Source organism: Ruegeria sp. D7, assembly GCF_056534355.1.
Genome location: NZ_JBQFPG010000012.1, coordinates 103962 through 126908, shown reverse-complemented (window position 1 = coordinate 126908; position 22947 = coordinate 103962). Strand labels below are relative to the sequence as shown.

The window sequence follows — 22947 nt, the reverse complement described above, 5'->3', positions numbered from 1 at the left end:
AACGGCAGGTCCGAGGGGGCTGTCTCCCCCCCCCAGCACCCCCGAAGGTATTTTTGGCCAGATGAAAAGGATCGGGCATGAACATTTCATTGCGCAAAGCGCGGACCATCATTCGGAAAGCTCTGGAAAAAGGGCGCGAGATGGAGCTGAAACCGCTCTCGGTTGTTGTCCTGGACGCCGGCGGTCACGTGATCGCGTTCGAACGCGAAGACGGTGCTGCGCCGGGGCGTTTTGCAATCGCACATGGCAAGGCTTACGGATCGGTAATGCTAGGTATGGCGGGGACCGCGCAGATGCAGCGGGCCGAAGGGCAGGCCTATTTCATGGCGGCCGTGAACGGGGTTTATGGCGGTCAGGTTGTTCCGGTTCCTGGCGGTGTGCTGCTGCTTGACCGCAAGGGCGCGGTGATCGGTGCCGTGGGTGTAACCGGCGACACTTCGGATAATGACGCAGCGGCCGCGTTGGCAGGTATCGAAGCCGCTGGGTTGACGGGCGAGATCTGAACCCTTTATCGAACTTCATCAGGGATGTGCGTCGCTGAACACGCGCTTGCGCTACCATGCAGGGTCTGTGCCGTTGCGCGCGGCCAAACCTGCCGATAGGTATTGCAGGGATTGAGCGATACAAGGGACTTGGAATGGCGCGCCCCGTCGTTGGAATAATCGGCAACTCTTATCTGATGAATGATCAGTATCCGACCCATGCGGGCGGAACGATGAATTCCGAGGCGGTCTCGAACGTGTCTGACTGTCTGCCGCTACTGATCCCCGCCGACCCGCGTTATGTAGCGGTTGATGAGTTGCTCGAGGTTTGCGACGGCTTCCTGCTGACCGGCGGCCGTCCGAACGTTCACCCCGAAGAATATGGCGAGCCCGCAACCGAGGCGCATGGTGAGTTTGACCGCGCGCGGGATGCAATCACGCTGCCTCTGATCCGGGCCTGTGCCGAGCGGGGTCAGCCGTTCTTTGGGATTTGTCGCGGGTTTCAAGAAGTAAACGTCGCCTTGGGTGGTACGCTCTACCCTGAGATTCGTGACCTCCCGGGGCGTCAGAACCACCGGATGCCACCCGACGGCACTTTGGAGGAGAAGTTTGCTCTGCGCCATGTCGTGTCGCTAACCGAAGGTGGTGTGTTCCACCGCCTGCTGGGCGCGGCCGAAGTGATGACCAATACGTTACACGGACAAGGGATCAAGACGCTGGGCGAGAATGTGGTGATCGATGGCCACGCGCCTGATGGCACGCCCGAGGCGATCTATGTCGAGGATGCCCCCGGCTTTACCCTTTCGGTCCAATGGCACCCTGAATGGGACGCGGCGAATGACCCGGTTTCGCGGCCATTGTTCAAGGAATTTGGTCGCGCCGTATACGATTGGAAAAACGCGAAAACGGTCGGGGCGATCCGGCAGTCTGCTTAGTCACGCTAATCTGCCGATGGATCGTTCTAAGGTTTGCCGGCAACATTCGAATAAAAAGATAATTGGATATCTTCCCTGAACCGCGAATTTGCGCCGAGATACCCTTGGCCATATTCAAATCTGACTGGGTTCGGAGCAGTTCATGCACAGCTTTTCAGGAAAGTACCCTCGCGGTTTAAGAGAATTCGTTCCTGCGGCACTTTTTTTGGCGGTCCTGGGAACTGCTGGGCATGCGCAACAATGCAGCTCGGCCGGAGACCTGCTTTACATCGGGCGAACACCTGACTCTTCATCCTCATTGTGGTTATCGCAGACGGAAAGCGGTGCTTTTCGTCTGGAAGCTGCACAGGGCAACACGACCGTTGATACCTGGAGCCGATCTCGGCCCGGAGTTCATCTAAGCTTGTCTCCCTTCGTATCTAATGGATCAGGGGGCGTTCATCGTCTGTTCAAACGCGGAGGGGCACCAAATGGGCGCGACTGTCTGATCGATACGCAAAACCAAAAAAGAGATTGGACGCTGCCGGGTTGGGGTGGTGGCAATGGTGGCGGCGGGGGAGGAAACGGAGGCGGCTCGGGTGGATCCGGCGGTGGCTCTGGCGGTGGCTCTGGGGGCGGCGGCTCGGGTGGATCAGGTGGCGGATTCGGAGGCGGGGGCGGCTTTGGAGGCGGCGGTTCCGGGGGTGGCTTCGGCGGCGGCGGCGGCTCGGGCGGATCCGGTGGTGGCTCTGGTGGCGGTTCCGGAGGGTCGGGCGGTGGAATTGGCAACATAGGCGAGACAGGTCGACCCGTTAATCCGCTCTACGTAAGGGGGCGACCTTCGGGCGATGACCAAGCCTGCGTGGCGGATGCGACGGGTAAGCTTGACCCTGCCTTGTGCGATCCGGTTGTCGGCCCTCCGCTGACGGAGGGGCGCGAGTTTGGGCCAGAATCTGTTTGGAATGTATGGACCAATTTCACCTACACAGACATTGAAGACACCCGTGGAAACAGCGAACTGGATGTGAACGACAGCTTTTTCGAAATTGGGATCGACCGTCTTGTCCAAGAAAACCTCGTGCTTGGTTTGCAGCTTGAATACGAAAACACTCAGCTGGACGGCTTTCAGGGGCAGTTTTCTCAGGATACTTCGGGATTCGCGATCGGACCCTATTTCGCCTGGCGGATGTCTGAGAGGTGGGTTCTAAACGGTCTCGCCACGATCGGTCGCTTCTCCACGGATGTGGATGTGCTGGAGCTGAGCGGTGATTTTGATCGCACCCGTTGGCGCGCGAATCTCGAGGCAATCGGACAATATGAGGCTGGAGCTTACTTAATTCGTCCGTCGATCTCGTTTGATTACTATAATTACAGTGCCGAGGATTACGATCTCACCGGGACGTATCTGGGAAATCCAGCCGAGTTTATTGGTGAAATCCAAGAAGCAAAATACAGTGCCCTAACGCCCGAGGTCGAAGTAAGTCGTCCGTTCTTCAATGGCAGCTCTGTCATTTCACCTTATGCATCGCTCAGCGCGACCTATTGGTTTGAACGCGAGAACTTAGGGGGTGGAACAGTTGCAAACACTGACAATGATGTTGTTTGGTCAACCCGTTTGGGTGTGAGAGGACGCACAAGCAAGACGGTGTTTCTGGAGGCTTCAATCGGATATCTCGACATGTTCGAAAGTGATTTTGAAGCGACGGAAGCTGCAATCTTTCTCTCTGTCAACTTCTAAGGCCATCAGAAAGAGCGAGCGCCGACCCATAGCCGGGTCGGCGCAAATTGATCATACGAGCAAGTCGAACTGCTTGTTCAGCGGCAAGCTGCGCGCGCGTTGGCCGGTCAGGTCGAACAGCGCGTTGCCCAAAGCGGGCATCGACGGCGGTGTCCCCGGTTCACCGACACCGCCCAGATGTTTGTTGGTCTCGAGTATCCGGACTTCCGTGATCGGTGTGCTTTGCATCCTTAACGCATCATAATCCGGGAAATTATACTGTTCGACCTCACCATCGGCAAAGGTGATCTCTTCTTGAACGGCGGCAGACAATCCGTAGATCATGCCGCCGATCATCTGCGCCTCGACCGTCGCCGGATCCAAAGCCAAGCCGACATCGCAGGCGATCCAGGCCTTGTTGATGCGGATGGTGCCGTCTTCGTCCACCACTTCGATGACCTGTGCGACAGGGGTGCCAAAGCTATAGGCCATTGCCACGCCACGACCGACACCATCGGGGGTTTTGCCGGTCCAGCCTGACATCTCTTTCACGGCCTCCAGGCACCCCGCAGCCGGGGCGAACTCGGACCTTGCCAACTCCAGCCGGAACTCCAGCGGGTCGCGCCCGGCGGCATGGGCCATTTCATCCAGGAAGGTCTCGTGGAAGAAGGCATTGTGGCTGTTGCCGACCGAGCGCCAGAAACCAACCGGTACAGCCAAATCGGCAACGTGACCACTCATTCTGTAGTTCGGCACCGCGTAGGGCTGGTTGAAAAAGCCTTCGACCAGAACCTTGTCGGGGCCGCCGCCAGAGAAACCCGTCACACGTTCGACCGCTTGGTGGGTCGGGGATTGCGAAGCAACCTTACCGTCGATCAGAACGGCCTTGCCATCCTTCACTGCCCCCCGCATGCGCGCCATCGCGCCGGGGCGGTAGAAATCGTGACGCATATCCTCTTCGCGGCTCCACGTCGTTTGCACAGGGGTGCCTGGAATGGCCATGGCGACCTTAGTGGCGATCTCGCCGAAATCCAACTCGCCCCGGCGGCCGAAACCGCCGCCCAGATAGGTGGTGTGAATCTCAACCGCTTCGGTATCTAGACCGGCGGTGTTGGCTGCGCGGATCTGGATCAGGGTCGGGGCCTGATTGCCGCACCACAGGTCCAGCTTGTTACTGGTATAGAGCGCCGTGGCGTTCATCGGTTCCATTGTGGCGTGGGCCAGATAGGGCACGGTATATTCTGCCGTAATCTCGGTGGCACCTTCAGGAAGCGTTTCGACATCGCCTTCATCGCGCATGGTCGAGTTCGGGGCGTCATCAAACGCCTTGGCAATTTGCGCGAATACCGCATCAGTATCGGGCGGATAGGGGGCATCGCCCCAATCCACGTCAATCGCCTCGACCGCCTGCATGGCAAGCCAAGTGTTGTTGGCAATCACCGCGACGCCCGTGCCCAGATCGACGATCTTTTCAACGCCGGGCATGGCTTCTGCAGCACTGGCGTCAAAGCCGTTCATTGCCCCGCCCAGCTTGGGGTTCATGCGGACCGAGGCGAATTTCAGGCCCTCGGGGCGCACGTCGATGCCAAAGGTGGCGGTGCCGGTGGATTTGCCCGGAATGTCGACGCGGGGCAGGGATTTGCCGAGCAAACGCCATTCGGACGGATCACGCAGGGAAACCTCGGGCGGTTCGATCTGGCCTGCGGCCTCGGCCAGTTCGCTATAGGGAATGCGCGTGCCATCCGGGGCAAACACAGCACCATTTTCGGTCATGAGTTGATCGCGATCGACCCCCAGTTGGTCCGCGGCAGCCTGCTTCAAGGTTTCGCGCGCAGTAGCGCCAGCCATCCGCATCCGTTCGAACCCGTCTTTCATCGAGGTTGAGCCGCCGGTAACCTGCAGGCTTAACGTTTTGCCCAGAACACCCAGTGCCTCACCCAGATTGTGCTGGAAATCCGAGATGTCATAGCCCTTGCCTGGCAGGCTTTCCCCCATAAGAGCATGGTTGTAATAGGCGGCAGCAGCAGGTCCGTGCAGCACACGGATTTCGTCCAGCTCAACATCCAGCTCCTCGGCGATCAGTGCTGCCCAGGTGGTCATAACGCCCTGACCCATTTCAGCGCGGGGCGCGAACAGGGTCACGCCCTGCTGGTCGATCAGAACAAAGGGGCTAAGCGCGGTTTCCCCGTCACGCGGTTTCAGCGGGTTCGCAGCTGGACGCGTGACGTAGTAGGCACCGAAGGCCACTCCACCTACGATGGCGGCAGATCCGATCAGGAATGTGCGGCGAACGATTTTACCGATACGTCCCATGGCTCAAGCCTCCTTCAACTTGGCAGCGGCATCGTGGATGGCCGCGCGGATGCGAGGATAGGTGCCACAGCGGCAAAGGTTGCCTTGCATCGCATCGTCGATGTCTTCGTCCGTTGGGGCCGGGTTTTCAGCCAGTAGCGATGCGGCCTGCATGATCTGGCCCGACTGGCAGTAACCACATTGGGCCACTTGGTGGTCAACCCAGGCCTTCTGGATCGTTGCCATGGCGTCAGGCGTGCCAAGCCCCTCGATCGTGGTGACATCACCCCAAACATCCGAGAGCGCTACCTGGCAGGACCGCACGGCCTCACCATCAATATGAACGGTGCAGGCGCCGCAGGCAGCCACACCACAGCCGAACTTGGTACCGGTTAGTCCGACCTCATCACGCAGAACCCATAACAAGGGCACATCATCAGGCAGATCAACCTGATGGGTCTTTCCGTTGATCTTAAGGGCCGTCGTCATGGCGCACCTCTCTTAGCTTTGGCTGGTTTCTGACATAATTAATGAAAAGTGTCAGCTTGTCAATTGACAAAATGTACAAGAAGTGTCAGAGGTTCTCGCATGACGAGTGTAAGTGAAGATTCCAAGACAGCGGCCATTCTGAAATCGGCATTTCAGGCCTTTGCGACCTATGGGTTTAAGAAAACTTCGATGGATGACATTGCCAAAGGGGCAGGGATGTCCCGGCCTGCGGTCTATCTTCATTTCAAGAATAAAGAGGCCATCGTTCGCGAACTGACGCAGTTCTATTATGGCGAGAAGGTCACCCTGGTCACCGAGGCCTTGGCCAACGAAGGTCCTTTGCCTGAGATTCTTGCGCGGGCGATCGAGGTGCAATCCAGTGGGATGGCTGAAATCTTGGCATCACCCCATGGGCTTGAAATGTTGGACGCGACCAAATCCATGTCGACAGACATCGTTCAAGAGGGTGAGGCCAAACTGACCCGTCTTTACGCGGATTGGTTGCGGCGTGAGGATGCGGCGGGTCGTGCGCATTTGCCCGTCGGCCCGGATGAGGCCGCAAAGACAATCACCACATCGCTGAAGGGTGTCAAGATGACAGCCTCCAGCGCTGAAGAGTTTGAGCAGGGTATCTCGCAATTGGCCACGCTTTTGGGCGCGGCGCTTGAGGTCAGGTGACGCGCTGACGGATCTTGTATTCCGGCTTGTCCCACAGCTTGTTGGTTATGATATCGGCCAGAATTTGGGCGGCCTGTTCTACATCCCCTTCATCGACATATAGCGGTGTGAAGCCAAACCGCATGATATCGGGCGCTCGGAAATCGCCGATCACGCCACGCGCGATCAAAGCCTGCATGGCAGCGTATCCTTCATCAAAATGAAACGATACTTGACTTCCGCGCTGGGCTGGATCGCGGGGGCTTGCGAGTGTCAATCCCGGGCAGGTAGCCTCAACCCGGGTAATGAACAATTCGGTCAATTCGATTGACTTGGCGCGCACATCGGCCATTTCAGCCATGTCCCAGATATCCATCGCTGCCGACAGCGCTGCCATCTGAATGACCGGAGGGGTTCCGACCCGCATCCTCTCGATTCCCGCGCCGGGGCGATAGTCGAGATCGAAGGCAAAGGGGGCTTCATGCCCCAACCAGCCCGAAAGCGCCGGGCGCACGCGATCCGACAGACGCGGAGCGACATAGACGAACGCTGGCGCACCGGGACCGCCATTGAGGTACTTATAAGTGCAGCCAACAGCGAAATCCGCGTTGCAACCGGACAGATCGACCGGGATTGCCCCCGCAGAATGGGCAAGGTCCCAGACGGTCACGACACCGTTCGCGTGGGCCAGTTCGGTCAAAGCCTTCATGTCATGCATACGGCCGGAACGATAATCGACCTCGGTCAGCATCAGAACGGCGACCTCTTCGGTGATATGTGCAGCGACGTTTTCGGGATCGACCACGCGCAGTTCGTAATCCGTCCCCAGTGATCGCAACAGCCCATCTGCCATGTAAAGATCCGACGGGAAGTTGCCGTTGTCCGACAGGACCAGCTTGCGGGTCGGGTTCAGTTCCAGCGCTGAGGCGACCGCCTGATAAACCTTGATCGACAGAGTGTCGCCCACCACGACGCTGCCGGGCTCTGCCCCGATCAGCCGTCCGATCCGATCCCCCAGGCCGGTCGGCATACCCATCCACCCGGCTTTGTTCCAGCCGGTGATCAGCAACTGACCCCATTCGTCCTTCATCATGCTTCCGACACGGTCACCGGCTGATTTCGGCAACGGGCCCAGAGAGTTACCGTCGAGATAAAGAACGCCCTCGGGCAGGTGAAACATGGATTTGGTTTTGGCGAAATCGGTCATGGCGAGGCTTTGTCTTTCTGAAACAGTCAGGTTGTAACTGGCTATCTGATCCCGTTGTGTCTGTCTATTGGTGCGGGTTGTCCAGCGCCCTGGGTCGATGCGACACCCTGCGCTTTTGCCAATGCGGTCAGAAAACGATAGGAGAGCGATCAGAAGCGACATCTGCCACCATGTGTCGCCGCGTGAAGGGACAGCCATGCGCCTTATCGACATACCACCTGTTTGGCTTGTGGGCTTTGCCTTGCTCGCCTGGGTCCAGGCCCGCGTGTTGCCGCTGGGGTTGTCTCTGGATGGGGCGGTGACAGATCTGCTCAGCGGCATACTGATCGGTGGCGGTATCATTCTGGCCGTGATGGCGGTGATCGAGTTCCGCCGGCACAAAACCACGGTCTTTCCGCACGAAACACCCTCGACCATGGTGCAGACCGGGATTTACAAGCGCAGCCGCAATCCAATCTATGTGGGTGATGTGTTGATCCTGACCGGGCTGATCCTGCGTTTTGACGCGGTGTTGTCGCTGGTGCTGATCCCGGTTTTTGTCTGGGTGCTGGAACGCCGCTTTATCATACCCGAGGAAGACCGTCTGCGCCGCACATTCCGCGCCGATTTCGCCCGGTATGAACGCAAGACCCGGCGCTGGATATAAGGGTGTGGTCATCATGACACAGCGTCATAATTGCTGCGCTTGCGAAATAATCTTGCGCAGGATACATGTCTGCTTGTCATTCTATGCTGAACACCCACCTGGCCTGAATCAAAAATTAGGGGGAACCGACTGGTGAAAATTGGGACGCCAAAGGAAACGTACAAGGGCGAGAACCGGGTCGCGATGACTCCGGACTCGGCTGTGCAGTTGCAGAAACTGGGCTATGAGTGCCTGATCGAAAAGGGTGCAGGCGCTGCTGCGGGGTTTTCGGACGCCGCATATGAAGCCGCAGGCGTTGAGGTCATGAAGACCGCCGCCTCGCTTTGGAAGGCGGCGGATATTATTGCCAAGGTGCGTCAGCCCGATGCCACCGAACTGAAGCGTCTGACCAAGGATAAGACCCTGATTTCCTTCTTTAACCCGGCTGGGAATGAAGATGGGATGGAGGCCGCCAAATCCAAGGGCGCGACCGTGATCGCGATGGAGATGGTCCCGCGTATCTCGCGCGCGCAGAAGATGGACGCGCTGTCTTCGATGGCCAATATCGCCGGGTACCGTGCTGTGATCGAGGCAGGCAACAACTTTGGCCGTTTCTTCACCGGTCAGGTGACGGCGGCCGGTAAGGTGCCGCCTGCCAAGGTGCTGATCGTTGGTGCTGGTGTGGCTGGTCTGGCCGCGATTGGGACCTCAACCTCGCTGGGTGCGATCACCTATGCGTTCGACGTGCGCCCCGAAGTGGCCGAGCAGGTCGAATCCATGGGGGCTGAGTTCGTCTATCTGGATTTTGAGGAAGAACAGCAGGACGGTGCATCGACTGGTGGCTACGCATCGGTCCAGTCGGAAGAATTCCGCAACGCCCAGCTTGCCAAGTTCCGGGAACTGGCGCCCGAGATGGACATCGTCATCACCACGGCGCTGATCCCCAACCGTGAGGCACCTGAGCTTTGGACCAAAGATATGGTCGAGAGCATGAAGCCGGGTTCGGTCATCGTTGACCTTGCAGCGGAAAAGGGCGGCAACTGTAAATTGACGGTGCCGGATGAGAAGATCGTGACCGACAATGGCGTGACCATTATCGGCTATACCGACTTCCCCAGCCGGATGGCGGCGCAGTCATCGTCTCTGTACGCGACCAATATCCGTCACATGATGGCTGACCTGACACCCGAGAAGGACGGCAAGGTCAATCACGACATGGAAGATGACGTGATCCGTGGCGCGACCGTGACCCATGAGGGCGAGATCACCTTCCCGCCACCTCCGCCCAAGGTGCAGGCGATTGCGGCACAGCCTAAGGCCGAGGTCAAGGAACTGACACCGGAAGAGAAAAGGGCGCAGGAAATCGCGGCCTTCAAAGCGCAGACCAAGCAACAGTTCACGTTGCTGGGCGTCGGCGGTGCGTTGATGTTGCTGGTGGGGTTGATCGCTCCGGCCAGCTTCATGCAGCATTTCATCGTCTTTGTGCTGGCGATCTTTGTGGGCTTCCAGGTGATCTGGAATGTGAGCCACAGCCTGCACACACCACTGATGGCGATCACCAACGCGATCTCGTCGATCATTATCGTTGGGGCCTTAATGCAGATCGGATCAGGATCTTTCCTTGTCATTCTGCTGGCAGCGCTTAGCGTCTTCATGGCCGGAATCAACATCTTCGGCGGCTTCCTCGTAACCCGGCGCATGCTCGCCATGTTCCAGAAATCTTAAGGAGGCCGGGCAAATGGAATTTGGCTTCACTACTGCCGCCTATGTCGTTGCGGCTGTCCTTTTCATCCTGTCTCTGGGTGGATTGTCGAACCAAGAAAGCGCCAAGCGGGCGGTCTGGTATGGCATTGTTGGTATGGCGCTGGCGGTTTTTGCCACGCTGGTTGGTCCGGGTTCAGGCCTGTGGCTGCTGTCGTTGCTGCTGATCGCGGGCGGTGGTCTGATCGGTCAGTATGTGGCGCAACGCGTGCAGATGACCGAGATGCCGCAGCTTGTGGCCGCGATGCATTCGCTGGTGGGTCTCGCGGCTGTGTTCGTGGGATTCAATGCCCATTTCGAGATCGGCAATGTGGCGCAAGTCATGGCGATTGCTGACAGCGCGTCTCAGGCGGACCTGTCCGATCTGGGGGCGTTCGCCAAGCTGATCGCGAAGAAGACCGCGGCCGAACTGGCGATCCTGCATGTTGAGCTGTTCCTCGGTATCTTCATCGGTGCGATCACCTTTACTGGATCGGTCGTGGCTTATGGCAAGTTGGCGGGCAAGGTGACCTCGGCGGCGACCAAGCTTCCGGGCGGTCATGCTCTGAACGCGGGTGCGGCTGCTTTGTCGTTGATCTGTCTGATCTGGTACACCAATTCGGGCGGTTTCTTCCCGCTGTTCCTGATGACGCTGGCAGCGCTGTTCATCGGTTATCACCTGATCATGGGCATCGGCGGGGCCGACATGCCGGTGGTTGTGTCGATGCTGAACAGCTATTCGGGTTGGGCGGCTGCGGCCATCGGCTTCTCGCTAGGCAACGACCTGCTGATCGTGGTTGGTGCATTGGTGGGCTCGTCTGGTGCAATCCTGTCCTACATCATGTGTAAGGCGATGAACCGTCACTTTGTCAGCGTAATTCTGGGCGGCTTTGGTGGCCCGCAGGGCGAACAGATGGCTGTTGAGGGTGAACAGATCGCCATCGAGGCAGATGGTGTCGCGGCGGCGCTGAATGATGCAGATAGTATCGTCATCATCCCCGGCTATGGCATGGCCGTGGCGCAGGCGCAGCAATCGGTGTCCGAGCTGGTTCGCAAGCTGCGCGCCAAGGGCAAGAACGTGCGCTTTGCGATCCACCCCGTTGCCGGTCGTCTGCCGGGCCACATGAACGTGCTGCTGGCCGAGGCGAAGGTGCCGTATGACATTGTTCTGGAGATGGACGAGATCAACGACGACTTCCCGGATACGGATGTGGCCATCGTGATTGGCTCGAACGATATCGTGAACCCTGCGGCGCAGGAAGACCCGAACAGCCCCATCGCCGGGATGCCGGTGTTGGAATGCTGGAAAGCCAAGCAGGTGTTTGTGTCCAAGCGTGGTCAGGGCACCGGCTATTCGGGCATCGAGAACCCGCTGTTCTTCAAGGAGAACACCCGCATGTTCTATGGCGACGCCAAGGCTTCGCTCGACAAGCTGTTGCCCATGATCGATTGATCAGAAGGGACAATCTGATTGCAAAGGGCGCCTGAGGGCGCCCTTTTCTTTTGTGATGAGATGGGGGCTCGCCTCCAACCCCCTCAAGGATTTTTAGCCATATGAAGCAAGCGGGCTGTGTTAAACTTGGCGAGTGCTCGGGATAGTCGGAGGCAGACCATGCAGAAGGTAAATGGAATTGGCGGGATATTCTTTCGGGCCCGTGATCCGCAGGCGTTGAGTGCTTGGTATGAGAAGCATTTGGGGGTCAATCACTACGATCCTGTGCCCTGGAAGCAGCGGGAAGGATATACGGTGTTCGCACCCTTTGCGCAGGACACCGAGTATTTCGGCCGCTCCGAGCAGCAATGGATGATCAATTTTCGTGTCGATGACCTGAGCGCGTTGATCGACCAATTAAAGATCGCCGGAATCACCGTCGAGACGAACCCGGAGTGGGACAGCGAGGTCGGGAAATTCGCCCGCATCCACGATCCTGAAGGCAATCCCATCGAGCTATGGGAGCCGAATCAATAAGATAGCGGTATTGTATACCGTTGTATCCTTGTAAGTAATTGAAATAAATAAACAATTGATGTTGTGTCGGTCTGCCTTATAGTGCCGGTGATACACCGGAGCCTTACATGACGCCCATAGACAATCATCCGCTTCGCTATACGCTGGCCAATGAACTGCATGCACGCCCATTTCCGGTTGCACCCTTACCCAGCACGGTTGTGTTTCTGGCGATCAAGAAGCCCAAAGAAGCGGTTACGCGCGATCGTGGCGAGGATATGGCCCACCTGATCAATCTGCTGGATCGCCACGGCGCGCAGCACCCTCAGCCAGAAGCCACTCACTACGCGGGTCAGATCGGGCGTCATTGGCTGAAATGGGAACAACATACCGAGTTTGTGACCTATACCGCGATCACTCCGAACGTCAGTGAACGTGCATTCAATCCGGCAGACTTTGAGGTGTTTCCTCCAGATTGGTTGATGGCGAGCCCGGGGCAGCGCGTGACATCGGCCTTAATTCGCGTTGTCGAGTACGAGGGAGATGAGGCGGCAAAGGCTTCGCTGGCTCAGTGGTTCGAGCCGGAAAGCCTGGCGGTGGCGCGGGTGCTGGATGATGCTGCGATCTGCGCTTGTGATTTCCGAATTGATCCGGCGGGGCATATGCGGCTTGCGATGTTTGTCAAGAAAGGCACCGGGCGGCGTCGGACCGGGCGGATCGTTCAGCGGCTGTGCGAGATTGAGACCTACAAGGCAATGTCGATGCTGGGATTTGCGAGGGTCAAGCAACTGATGCCGCGCATCGGCGAACTGGATGGTCAATTGACCCGCCTGATGGGGCAGATGTCCGACGAAACAGCCCACCCGGACGAATTGTTGCCGGATCTTCTGTCTACCTCGATCGAGCTTGAGACACTTTCGGCACGGTGTTCTTTTCGATTCGGCGCCACGGGTGCCTATGAGGCGATTGTCAATCAGCGCATCGAAGTGTTGCGTGAACAAAGATTCAATGGACGTCAGAGTTTTGCCGATTTCATGATGCGTCGCTATGACCCCGCGATGCGGACGGTTAAATCAACAGAGCGACGTTTGCAGGCCTTGTCCGACAGGGCTATTCGCGCAGGCGACCTGTTGCGTACCCGTGTCGATGTCGAACGCAGCGCTCAAAATCAGGCTCTGCTGGAAAGCATGGACCGGCGTGCTGATCTGGCCCTTAGATTGCAGCACACAGTCGAGGGATTATCTGTGGTGGCGATCAGCTACTATGCGGTGTCTCTGGTCAGCTACTTGCTCTACCCACTGACGCAGGCCGGGATTAGCAAAGGGATGCTGACGGCAATTGTGACCGTGCCTGTCATCCTTGCCGTTTGGTTCGGGGTGCGCCAGATCCGGAAGCGAATTGAATAAGCGGTCTATGCCGGGCGACGAATGATCTGTAGAACGGGTGGCGTTTGGCAGATTTTATGAGGGTTCCCTGTGATCGGTATTGTTGCGGCGTGGCGGGCTGTGGCCGCCATGTTTATCCTGAACGGTGCGCTGTTCGGCATCTGGGCATCGCGCATACCTGCGGTTCGGGACAGGCTGGATCTGACGCACGAGGCGCTAGGGCTTGGTTTGCTGTTCATGGCTGCAGGGGCCGTGTGTTCGTTTCCGATCACAGGCCGTTTGACCGACAAGTTTGGGGCAGTGGCGATCACGCGGGTGATCGCGGTTCTCTACACCTCTTCCCTGATCCTTTTGGCTCTCGCCGGCGGGTTCTGGTCGCTTGCGGCGTTTCTGTTTGTATTCGGAGCCTTCCATGGCTCGATGGATGTTGCGATGAACGCTTGGGCGGCAGAGGTCGAACAGGCCTATGACAAGCCGGTCATGTCGTCCTTTCACGCGATGTGGAGCCTTGGAGCCGGGCTGGGGGCGCTCAGCGGATACGGTGCCGTACAGATGGGGCTGTCGGTGTTGCAACATTTTCTGCTAGCGGGTGGCGTTGTCGTCGCGCTTGCGCTTGTTTTGTCTTGGGTACGCTGGACTTCGAAACGATCGGCTTCGAAACCTGGATCGGTGTTCGCCTTGCCATCGGGTGCCCTGATCCTTGTGGGTTTCACAGCGCTGTGCGGCGCTTTGGGCGAAGGGGCTGTTGCGGATTGGAGTGCGATCTTCCTGCGCGATGTCACCGGTGCGGCTGAGAGTATCGCGGCGTTGGGCTATGCGGTCTTCTCGGTCACGATGGTTGCGTTCCGGCTTGCGGGCGGGGTGGTGATCGCGCGTTTCGGGCCTGTTGCAACAGCACGATTTGGCGGCGTTTGCGCCGCGCTGGGCGTGTTTGGCGTGGTATCGGCGGGAGGGGCAGGATTGGCTTTGGCGGGTTTTGCTCTGATGGGAGTGGGCTATGCGGTAATCATGCCTCTGGCCTTTAGCCGCGCGGCCAACGACCCGCATGTCCCGCCCGGACAGGCGATCGCAAGCGTCGCGACTTTGGGATACGGAGGTTTATTGATTGGGCCGCCTCTGATCGGATTTCTGGCCGAGTTGATGACGCTGAGATTTGCCTTTGCAGTTCTTTTACCGCTGGCCGTTCTGATCATCGTATTGGCCGGCGCGCTGAAGCGCGCCGACTAAGTTCGCTTAACGTCCGCGAATACGTGGATCCAGCGCATCGCGCAGGCCGTCACCCAGATAATTTACACTGAGGACGGTTAGTGAGATCGCCAGTCCGGGCCAGAACACGCGCTCGGGGTATTGCTGCAGATAGTCGACGCCATCGAAGAGCAGCCGACCCCATGTCGGGAAGTCCGGCGGAAATCCGAGGCCGAGGAAGGAAAGCGCGCTTTCGGTGATGATCGCAGTTGCAATCCCCAGCGTGGCCGAGACCATGATCGGAGACAGAACATTCGGCAGGATGTGCCGGGTGATGATCTGGCCATTGCTGGTGCCGATGGACCGGGCGGCCAGAACGAACTCACGCTCTTTGATCGCCAGCACATCGCCGCGCACGATCCGCGCTGTGGGCATCCATGAGGTGATGCCGATGGCGCAGACGATCAGGATGAAGATTCCACGCTCTAACCCGAAGGCAGCAGATAGCGGCTCGCGGAAGAGCAGCATCATGACCAGCAGCAGCGGTAGCAACGGCAAGGCCAAGAACAGATCCGTCAGGCGCATCAGTGGGCCATCCAGCCGTTTGAAAAACCCGGCCAGAACACCGATGAACGAGCCTAGAAACAGCGCCAACAGCATCGCGGTGATGCCGACTGACACCGATGTCTGACCGCCTGACATCATGCGAGCTAGGATATCGCGGCCCAACTGGTCGGTGCCAAAGGGATGCGCCCAACTGGGGCCCTGATTGCGCGAACGGATGTCGATCTGAGTAGGGTCGATGCTCCATAAGTATGGGCCCAGATAGACGCCTGCGACGATGAAGATGAACAGAATCGCTCCGATCATCGCGCCTTTGTGGGTCTTGAACTGATCCCAGACATCGCGCCATTGGCTCCGCGGTGGGGTGGCCAGTTCTTCCATCACATCGGTGGTTGGCAGCGCTGTCGAGGCGGGCGCAAGCCCTTCGTCCGGGACCAGTGTATCGGTACGATCATGATCAGTCATAACGAATCCTCGGGTCCAGAATGCCATAGAGAACGTCGGCGATCAGATTGAACAGGACGATCAGCACGGCAAATATGAAGGTCAGGGTTTGGACCATCGGCAAGTCATTGGCCTGAATAGCCCCGATCAGCAACTGGCCGATGCCGTTCACTTTGAACACCTGCTCGGTAATGATCGCTCCGCCGAAGATGGCCGGAATACCCAGCGCGATAACGGTGACCACAGGGATCATCGAGTTGCGCAGGACGTGGACCATGACGACCGTGTATTCGCTGAGGCCCTTGGCGCGGGCGGTGCGGACATAATCCTGATTAAGGTTGTCCAGCATCGAGGCGCGCATGAATCGGCTGAGCTGCGCGGTGATCTGCAGAGCCAGAACCATGACCGGCATGATCATCTGTTTCAGCTGTACAACAAAGCTGTCCCAGCTGTTGACCGCATGGGTAGTGTCATAGATCGACGGGAACCACCCAAGCTGGACTGAGAAGATCACGATCACCAATACGCCCGAGAAGAACGGCGGTACCGAGAAGCCGACCATCGACACGAATGTGCCCATTTGGTCGAACCAGGAATACTGGCGATAGGCCGAATAGATACCGATGGGCAGGGCGATCAGGATGGCGACTACATAAGCGGTGCCAACAACCCACAGGGTCTGCGGGATGCGCTGAACGACGATGTCCATGACGGGTGAGCGGGTCTGCCACGAAATCACGCGCAGGTCACCTTCGGAGAAGGTTGTACCAAAGATCGAGTCGACCAGAACCTGCGGTTCGATCCAGAAGAACTGCACGATCCATTTCCAGAACCGGATATGCATCGGCTGACCGAGGCCCAGTGCCTCGCGCATCTTCTCTTTGACTTCGGGGGGGACGGTAAGTGGAACCTGCGCCATCGGATCGCCGGGTGCGAGTTCGAGGAGCAGGAAGATGACGAGGCTGATGAACAGTAGCGTGGGAACGGCCAGCACCAGTCGTCTGATGGTAAAGTTGAGCATTAAGAGGCGCCTTTATATGCGTCTTCTTGTTGGAGTGGTCTGCAAATGACCGCGCCCCGATATGGGTCGGGGCGCGGTTTTGCAAGATTAACGCTTAGGAACCGGTCTTGCGGTACCAGTCCGCAATGTTCCACAGCTCGCTGTCCCAAACGTTCAGGACAACGCCACCCAGCGTGTTGGCGTGTGCCGACAGACGACCACGGTGCACCAGCGGGATCATGCCGCCATTTTCAACCATGATGTCGTTCAGCTGACGCGCGATCTGCGCGCGCTCATCCGCACCTGCGGTTTCGGCCAGTTTGCCATGCAGCTTGTCGAACTCTTCGTTGCAGAAACGGCTGATGTTCTCGCCCTGCCACTGGCTTTCAGGCTTGGGTGCCTTGTCGCACAGGCCATTGCCCAGATAGGACTGCGGGTCAGTGCCGTTGAAGGTGTTGGCATACATTTCAACGTCGGCATAGAACTTCTGGAAGGTGTCAGGCGAACCCGGATCACCACCAAAGAAGACCGAAGCATTGATGTTGCGCAGCTCAGTTTCGATACCGATTTGGCTCCACCATTCTTTGATCAGCGCCTGGAAGTCCTGGCGAACTGCGTTGGTAGAGGTCTGGTAGACAATCTTCAGCGGTACACCGTCTTTTTCACGGATGCCATCGCCATCGGAATCAACGATACCCGCGTCATCCAGAAGCTTCTTGGCACCTTCTATATCCTGAGTATCGCAGCTGAATGTGTCGGAATTCACCGCGGCAGGCGCAGGTACCCAGTTGCAGGTAACCTTACCGGCCTGACCGTAGCCGATTTCAACCAGCAGCGGCCGGTCGATGGCCAGCGACATGGCCTTGTAAACAGCAGGGTCCTGCAGGAACGGGTGCGGATGCTTTGCAGTCGAACGCTCGCCCTCCGGCAGATCTGGCGACGGGTTGGTCTGGTTCAGCATGATGCGTTCCACCAGCGGGCCGAAGCCTGCGACCGGAGTACCTTTGCCGCCTTCCTGCATCTGCGCGATCACTTCAGGCGCAAGCTGCAAGTTCCAGGCATAGTCAAATTCGCCGGTTTCCATGACCGCACGACCAGCAGCAGTTGCATCGCCACCGCCTTTGAATGTCACCGTTGCGAACGCAGGCTTTGCCGGGTCACGGTAGTTATCATTGGCCTTGAAAGTGATCACGTCATTTGGCTTGAACTCGGTGACAACAAATGGGCCTGTGCCGATCGGGTTAAAGTTCTGCTCGGTGCATTCGGGCGCTTTGGCTCCCATGCAATCCGCGAACTGTGCCGCCTGGATGATCGGGCTCTCACCACCCACGAACGGGCCGTAAGGGAACGGGGTCGGCGCATCGAATGTGACTTTGACGGTCAGATCATCGACAGCTTCGACATTGGTGACACCTTCAAATTTGGTCACCTGCGCACAACCGCCTTCTGGGTCCATGCAATAGTTTGCAGTGAACACAACATCAGCGGAGGTGAATGGCGTGCCGTCTGACCAGGTGATTCCCGGCGCGATTTTCCAAGTGATCGAGGTCAGGTCTTCGCTGACGCCACCATTTGCAACTGTCGGAATTTCGGATGCCAGGAACGGAACCATTTCGCCATCTTGATTGTACCGGGCGAGCGGCTCAATCACTAGCGACGCGGATTCCACATCCTTGGTGCCACCCGAAAGGAACGGGTTCAGGATCGATGGGGCTTGCCAGTAAATGATGCTGACATTGCCGTCCGATCCACGCTCGGCCATGGCCATCGGGGCCATTGCCGTGCTTGCAATCGCACCAAGCAAAAGGGTTTTGATTTTCATCATACACTCCATGTTGGACACATACGTGTCTCGATTATCTCCGCGATGCCCGCGGGTTAGGCGTGGCCGTCAAAAGGGATAAGGATTTGGAATCAAACGGAAACGACTGTATCGCCTTCGTGTATTCAGACCTCTCCCCAGAACGGTTACGCGGCGTATCGAAACAGAGTTTTGGAAAATTGCAAGCCTTGCCTTGCGAAATTTGACCTATCGGTTTGACTTTTCACATCTGCCCGCCTTAGCGTTTGGCACCCAATCCGAAAAGCCGCCAAGGGGAGAGCGCGCGTGCTGGATCAGCCAATTGCCCAGATCAAAAAACTGCGGGTCGAATTTCAAACTAAAGATGGCCCAGTGGTGGGCGTCGAGGACGTCTCGTTCGAGGTTAACCCAGGCGAAACCGTCTGTATCGTGGGCGAATCGGGGTCGGGCAAATCAGTCTCATCTCTATCGCTGATGCGCTTGGTCGAGTTCGGCGGCGGTGAAATTGCTGGCGGACAACTGCTTTTCGATCGCCGCGGCGGCGAGGAAATGGATCTGTCCCACGCCGATCAAGATCTGATGAAGCAGATTCGCGGAAATGAGATCGGAATGATCTTTCAGGAGCCGATGACGGCCTTGAACCCGGTTTTCACCGTCGGACGGCAGCTCACCGAAGGATTGCGAATCCACAAGGACATGAACAAAGCGCAGGCCGAAGAGCGCGCGCTAGAACTATTGCGTCAGGTGCGCATCCCCGAGCCCGAGCGACGTTTAAAGCAATATCCGCATGAACTGTCCGGTGGCATGCGCCAGCGTGTGGTGATCGCCATGGCCATGGCGTGTGAGCCTCGCCTGCTGATTGCGGACGAGCCCACCACCGCGCTGGATGTGACCATCCAGGCCGAGATTCTGGCGCTGATGGACCGCCTGAAGCGCGAGACCGGAACGGCAGTAATGTTTATCACCCATGACATGGCTGTGGTCGCGCAGATGGCGGACCGCGTGGTGGTTATGTTCCGCGGCAACAAGGTCGAGGAAGGCACCGTCAAAGAAATCTTCGAAAACCCGCAGCACGATTACACCAAGGCGTTGCTGGCGGCGGTTCCGAAATTGGGCGAGATGCAGGGTAAAGCCGCGCCCGAGCCAATGAAACTGCTGGGTGAGGAAGGCCAGAAGATCGCTCCGATCCCGGGTACGAACGAAGTGTTGCTGACGGTCAAGAACCTGACCACGCGATTTGCGGTGAAAGGCGGATTGCTGCGTCGGACCATCTCGAACGTGCATGCAGTCGAAGATGTCTCGTTCACGCTGAACCGGGGGCAGACTCTCAGCCTCGTTGGCGAATCTGGGTGTGGCAAGTCGTCGGCAGGGCGCTCGATCCTGCGATTGGTGGAGCCGATGGCGGGTGAGGTTGATCTGGACGGTGTCGACATCATGAAGCTGGACCAGGCCGGCCTGCGCAAAGCGCGGCTGGACATGCAGATGATCTTTCAGGATCCGTTCGCCTCGCTGAACCCTCAGATGCAGTTGGTTGATCAGGTCGCTGAACCGATGCGGAACTATGGGGTTGCCTCGGGGTCAGAACTGCAGGACCGGGTAGCGCAACTGTTCGACAAGGTGCAACTGCCGCGCAGCTTCATGCGCCGCTTCCCGCATGAGATGTCGGGTGGTCAGCGGCAACGGATTGCGATTGCGCGAGCACTGGCGCTGAATCCCAAGCTAATCATCGCGGATGAGGCTGTTTCGGCGCTGGACGTCTCGGTTCAGGCGCAGGTGCTGAATCTGATGATGGAGCTGCAATCGGAACTTGGCCTAAGCTATCTGTTCATCAGCCATGACATGGCGGTGGTCGAGAGGGTCAGTCACCATGTCGGTGTGATGTATCTGGGCCGCATTGTCGAACTGGGTTCGCGTGCTCGGGTGTTTGAGAACCCACAGCACCCTTATACGCAGGCGCTGATGAAGGCGGTTCCGATAGCCGATCCGAACAAGCGCAAGTCGGAAAAAGACTTGAACTTCAAACCGATTCCGTCGCCAATTCATCCGATTGGATACGCGCCCGAACCCTCGCAATACAACGAGGTTGAACCGGGCCATTTTGTTTTGACCACTGACAGCGGATATTGACCCTCATGGCTGAGCGCCTGTCTCCGCTAGAGATCATGACTAAGCTGATCTCATTCCCGACTGTCAGTCGCGATACGAATTTACCGTTGGTGGATTGGGTCGAGGCGTATCTGCAAAGCCACGGGATCGAACCGCATCGTTGGCCTGATCCGGATCAGCCGCATAAGGCGGCTCTGTTCGCACATGTCGGCTCGTGGGAAGAGGGCGCGATTGTTCTATCAGGTCACACTGATGTTGTTCCCATCGATGGCCAGCCTTGGGACACCGATCCATTTGTCGTGACCGAGAAAGATGGCAAGTATTTCGGGCGTGGCACCTGCGACATGAAGGGCTTTGACGCGCTGGCGATCTGGGCTTTGGTCGAGGCACATCATTCAGGTATCAAACGTCCGCTTCAACTGGCGCTGAGCTTTGATGAAGAGGTCGGATGCACCGGCGCGCCGCCAATGATCGCTCGCATGCAGGACGTATTACCCAAGGGCTCGGCTGTGATTGTGGGTGAACCTTCGATGATGCAGGCCGTTACTGGCCATAAGGGCGGATTCGGCTATGACACTCATATCGTTGGCTTTGAGGTGCATAGCTCGATCATGCATACGGGTGTCAACGCAATTATGGAGGCCGCGCCGCTGATCAATTGGGCCAACCAGCGCAATGCCGAGAGCATGGCGGCACAACCTTCGGATATTGCAGCGGTCTTCGACCCCCCTTGGACAACCTGCCACGTGGGAATGATTGAAGGCGGAACCGCGCATAATATCACCGCCAAAGACTGTCGCTTTATGATGGATTTCCGCACCGTTCCGGACGATAAAAAATCGGTCTGGCAGAAGGCCTATTTCGATAGGGTTCGTGAGGTCGAGGCGCGGATGCAAGCGGTTCATCCCGACGCCCGGATCGAGCTGTCCGAGCATTTTTCGATCCCAGGTCTTGTGCCTGAAGAAGATGGCGAGGCCGAGACGCTGGTGCGCGCGCTCACCGGTGACAATGCGACACATGTGGTAAGCTATGGCACTGAGGCGGGGCAGTTTCAGGAAGCCGGTTATTCCGCTGTTATCTGCGGCCCAGGTGATATCGCGCAGGCCCATCAGCCGAATGAGTTCATTACGATTTCTCAATTCAACGCAGGTCAAAAATTTATGGAGCGTCTGGTAAAGAGGCTCTGCGAATAACATCTCAAAGGAGAGGTTAAAGATGCCCGTCAAGAACCGGCTCGCCGAAATGCATGGCGAGATCACCAAATGGCGTCGTCACCTGCATATGCATCCCGAGCTGATGTATGATGTTGAGGAAACGGCAGGGTTTGTGGTCGACCGACTGAAGGAGTTCGGTGTGGATGACATCACGCCCGGCATCGGCAAGACTGGCGTGGTTGCCGTCATCAAGGGACGTCAGGATACGCTAGGCCGTGTTATCGGGCTGCGTGCCGACATGGACGCGCTGCCCATAGAAGAGGCGACGGGGCTGGACTATGCTTCGACGGTTTCTGGTAAGATGCATGCCTGTGGTCATGACGGTCATACCTCGATGCTGTTGGGCGCGGCGCAGTATCTGGCTGAGACGAGGAATTTTGACGGTACCGTTGTGTTGATTTTCCAGCCTGCCGAAGAAGGCGGGGCAGGTGGTCTGGCCATGTGTCAGGACGGGCTGATGGAGCGCTGGGGTATTCAGGAAGTCTACGGCATGCACAACATGCCCGGGATGCCGGTTGGTGAGTTTGCCATTCGACCAGGCGCATTGCTGGCTTCTTCGGATGAATTCGAAATTGTTGTAACGGGTAAAGGCGGTCATGCTGCCGCCCCGCATGAGGCGCTAGATACAACGCTGATTGCGTCGCACATTGTTGTAGCTTTGCAATCAGTGGTGTCGCGTACCGTGGATCCTATCAAAAGGGTGGTGCTGACCGTCGGGACCTTTGAAACCGATAGTGTGGCCTCGAATGTGATTGCCCATACGGTGCGGTTGCGGGGAACTGTTCGTACACTTGACCCAGAATATCGAAAGGTCGCTGAAGAACGCGTGCGCCGGATCGCCGAGGACACTGCCTCGGCCTTTGGAGCTTCGGCTAAGATGACGTGGACACCGGGCTATCCGGTGACGGTGAATTCGGACGATGAAACCATCTATGCTGCTGAGGCCGCGCAGGCCGTGGCAGGCAAGGTCAATGACAGCACCGATCCAATCATGCCGTCAGAAGATTTTGCTTACATGCTTGAAGAACGGCCCGGAGCCTACATCTTTATCGGAAACGGGGACACGGCCATGTGCCATCACCCGGAATACAACTTCGACGACGACGCCATTCCCGCCGGTTGCAGCTGGTTTGCCGAGCTGGTGGAACGACGATTACCCGTCGCCTGATTTGGGAGG

At 57.8% G+C, this 22947-nt stretch carries 19 protein-coding genes; 13 read left to right on the top strand and 6 right to left on the bottom strand.

Annotated elements, in window-relative coordinates; all coding sequences use genetic code 11:
• Positions 1 to 77 precede the first annotated feature (77 nt).
• The 3 genes from ACRZ9U_RS16285 to ACRZ9U_RS16275 all read left to right on the top strand — a co-directional run bounded on the left by ACRZ9U_RS16285 (position 78) and on the right by ACRZ9U_RS16275 (position 3134).
• On the top strand, positions 78 to 503 hold the full coding sequence (locus ACRZ9U_RS16285) for a heme-binding protein (protein WP_170404120.1): 426 nt from the start codon (positions 78 to 80) through the stop codon (positions 501 to 503).
• A 134-nt stretch (positions 504 to 637) separates the two neighbouring features.
• Entirely contained in the window at positions 638 to 1417 is a 780-nt protein-coding gene (locus ACRZ9U_RS16280; RefSeq protein WP_170397133.1) for a gamma-glutamyl-gamma-aminobutyrate hydrolase family protein, read from the top strand.
• Between the two features lie 298 nt (positions 1418 to 1715).
• Positions 1716 to 3134 (top strand): autotransporter outer membrane beta-barrel domain-containing protein, encoded by a 1419-nt coding sequence (locus tag ACRZ9U_RS16275; protein WP_480902392.1) that lies wholly within the window; start codon positions 1716 to 1718, stop codon positions 3132 to 3134.
• Between the two features lie 51 nt (positions 3135 to 3185).
• Here the strand turns inward: ACRZ9U_RS16275 and ACRZ9U_RS16270 are convergent, their stop codons facing one another.
• Positions 3186 to 5426, bottom strand: a complete 2241-nt coding sequence (locus tag ACRZ9U_RS16270) for a molybdopterin cofactor-binding domain-containing protein (RefSeq protein ID WP_170404113.1) — start codon at positions 5424 to 5426, stop codon at positions 3186 to 3188.
• Between the two features lie 3 nt (positions 5427 to 5429).
• Positions 5430 to 5894, bottom strand: a complete 465-nt coding sequence (locus ACRZ9U_RS16265) for a (2Fe-2S)-binding protein (RefSeq protein ID WP_170404110.1) — start codon at positions 5892 to 5894, stop codon at positions 5430 to 5432.
• A 99-nt stretch (positions 5895 to 5993) separates the two neighbouring features.
• Between ACRZ9U_RS16265 and ACRZ9U_RS16260 the strand changes: the two genes are divergently transcribed.
• A complete protein-coding gene (locus tag ACRZ9U_RS16260; RefSeq protein ID WP_170404105.1) occupies positions 5994 to 6572 on the top strand; it encodes a TetR/AcrR family transcriptional regulator in 579 nt (192 codons plus the stop codon).
• Here ACRZ9U_RS16260 and kynU read toward each other — a convergent pair.
• Positions 6565 to 7758, bottom strand: coding sequence for a kynureninase (gene kynU, locus ACRZ9U_RS16255; protein ID WP_170404780.1), 1194 nt, complete (start codon positions 7756 to 7758; stop codon positions 6565 to 6567). The two genes, ACRZ9U_RS16260 and kynU, sit on opposite strands and share 8 nt — an antisense overlap.
• A gap of 196 nt (positions 7759 to 7954) precedes the next feature.
• Between kynU and ACRZ9U_RS16250 the strand changes: the two genes are divergently transcribed.
• The 6 genes from ACRZ9U_RS16250 (at position 7955) to ACRZ9U_RS16225 (ending at position 14683) form a co-directional block, all read left to right on the top strand.
• On the top strand, positions 7955 to 8404 hold the full coding sequence (locus tag ACRZ9U_RS16250; RefSeq protein WP_170397122.1) for a methyltransferase family protein: 450 nt from the start codon (positions 7955 to 7957) through the stop codon (positions 8402 to 8404).
• Positions 8405 to 8536: 132 nt separating this feature from the next.
• A complete protein-coding gene (locus ACRZ9U_RS16245) occupies positions 8537 to 10108 on the top strand; it encodes a Re/Si-specific NAD(P)(+) transhydrogenase subunit alpha (protein ID WP_170397119.1) in 1572 nt (523 codons plus the stop codon).
• Positions 10109 to 10121: 13 nt separating this feature from the next.
• Positions 10122 to 11576 carry an NAD(P)(+) transhydrogenase (Re/Si-specific) subunit beta gene (locus ACRZ9U_RS16240; RefSeq protein ID WP_170404102.1) on the top strand — a complete coding sequence of 485 codons (1455 nt, stop codon included), beginning with the start codon at positions 10122 to 10124 and terminating at the stop codon, positions 11574 to 11576.
• A gap of 159 nt (positions 11577 to 11735) precedes the next feature.
• Positions 11736 to 12092: a VOC family protein gene (locus tag ACRZ9U_RS16235; protein ID WP_170404099.1), complete on the top strand. Its 357-nt coding sequence runs from the start codon at positions 11736 to 11738 to the stop codon at positions 12090 to 12092.
• A gap of 107 nt (positions 12093 to 12199) precedes the next feature.
• On the top strand, positions 12200 to 13477 hold the full coding sequence (locus ACRZ9U_RS16230; RefSeq protein WP_170404096.1) for a DUF3422 family protein: 1278 nt from the start codon (positions 12200 to 12202) through the stop codon (positions 13475 to 13477).
• Between the two features lie 69 nt (positions 13478 to 13546).
• Positions 13547 to 14683: an MFS transporter gene (locus ACRZ9U_RS16225; RefSeq protein WP_170404093.1), complete on the top strand. Its 1137-nt coding sequence runs from the start codon at positions 13547 to 13549 to the stop codon at positions 14681 to 14683.
• A 6-nt stretch (positions 14684 to 14689) separates the two neighbouring features.
• Here ACRZ9U_RS16225 and ACRZ9U_RS16220 read toward each other — a convergent pair whose 3' ends face one another.
• From ACRZ9U_RS16220 to ACRZ9U_RS16210, 3 genes are all read right to left on the bottom strand, one after another.
• A complete protein-coding gene (locus tag ACRZ9U_RS16220; protein ID WP_170397109.1) occupies positions 14690 to 15670 on the bottom strand; it encodes an ABC transporter permease in 981 nt (326 codons plus the stop codon).
• On the bottom strand, positions 15663 to 16670 hold the full coding sequence (locus ACRZ9U_RS16215; RefSeq protein ID WP_170404089.1) for an ABC transporter permease: 1008 nt from the start codon (positions 16668 to 16670) through the stop codon (positions 15663 to 15665). The genes ACRZ9U_RS16220 and ACRZ9U_RS16215 overlap by 8 nt, the downstream gene beginning before the upstream one ends.
• A gap of 94 nt (positions 16671 to 16764) precedes the next feature.
• Positions 16765 to 18471: a peptide ABC transporter substrate-binding protein gene (locus ACRZ9U_RS16210; RefSeq protein ID WP_170404084.1), complete on the bottom strand. Its 1707-nt coding sequence runs from the start codon at positions 18469 to 18471 to the stop codon at positions 16765 to 16767.
• 285 nt (positions 18472 to 18756) lie between these two features.
• Between ACRZ9U_RS16210 and ACRZ9U_RS16205 the strand changes: the two genes are divergently transcribed.
• From ACRZ9U_RS16205 to ACRZ9U_RS16195, 3 genes are read left to right on the top strand one after another with little or no spacing between them, the layout of a single operon-like run.
• Positions 18757 to 20577, top strand: coding sequence for an ABC transporter ATP-binding protein (locus tag ACRZ9U_RS16205; RefSeq protein ID WP_170404079.1), 1821 nt, complete (start codon positions 18757 to 18759; stop codon positions 20575 to 20577).
• A gap of 5 nt (positions 20578 to 20582) precedes the next feature.
• A complete protein-coding gene (gene argE, locus ACRZ9U_RS16200) occupies positions 20583 to 21749 on the top strand; it encodes an acetylornithine deacetylase (protein WP_170404076.1) in 1167 nt (388 codons plus the stop codon).
• 22 nt (positions 21750 to 21771) lie between these two features.
• Positions 21772 to 22938: a M20 aminoacylase family protein gene (locus ACRZ9U_RS16195; RefSeq protein ID WP_170404073.1), complete on the top strand. Its 1167-nt coding sequence runs from the start codon at positions 21772 to 21774 to the stop codon at positions 22936 to 22938.
• The last annotated feature ends 9 nt before the right edge of the window (positions 22939 to 22947 follow it).